1 pseudogene is annotated in these 666 nt (G+C 72.4%); it reads right to left on the bottom strand.

Annotated elements, in window-relative coordinates:
• Positions 1–229 (bottom strand): annotated as a pseudogene (locus CCN33_RS29790) (glycogen debranching enzyme); the annotation flags it as partial.
• Positions 230–666: the final 437 nt, after the last annotated feature.

Here is a 666-nt window from a genome sequence, read left to right as displayed (position 1 = left end):
AGGGGCCGTGCACCCGGAACCCGTACCGCTGGCCCGGCATCACGCCGGGCAGGTACGCGTGCCGGACGAACGCGTCGCTCTCGCGCAGTTCCACCGCCGTCTCGGAGCCGTCGTCGTGCAGCAGACACAGCTCCACTCGGTCCGCGGCTTCGGTGAAGACCGCGAAGTTGGTACCGGCACCGTCATAGGTGGCGCCGAGGGGATACGCCTCTCCAGGCCAGACCTGCATGCGCTCGACTCTTCCAGGTGCGGGGCCCCGCTGGGGGCGCGTTGGCGGCGAGTCTCCCCGAAAGTGAGGGCACCTGACGTCTACCGCCCTCCGCTGCCGGCCGACCCGTGGTCACGGATGACCTCTACCCCCACCCGAAGGAGGGAAGCCGCGCCGGCCCCGGCGAGCCCGACTCGATCCGCCCGCGGCCGGGACGCTCAGGGCGGGGGCCGCCGGCACACGGGCCGCTCACCAGCGGCGCGCCGCCCTCGGCACCGGTTCGCGCCGCTATGACTCCGCTCACTCCCTCCGCTCCCGAACGCCCGGAACGGCCACTGGCGCAGGGCAAGTTGAGAAACCGACCTGTCCATCCGGCTGCACCGCCGACCGCTCCCGGAGTACCCTTCCTTGATCGTTGGGACGGGGAAGGTCCGGGGGACGGAAGGCGGTGCAGGGTG

Source organism: Streptomyces recifensis (assembly GCF_002154615.1).
Classification (GTDB): Bacteria; Actinomycetota; Actinomycetes; order Streptomycetales; family Streptomycetaceae; genus Streptomyces; species Streptomyces griseoluteus.
Note: the sequence above shows the minus strand (reverse complement) of the source record. Positions and strands in the feature narration are given on the sequence as shown.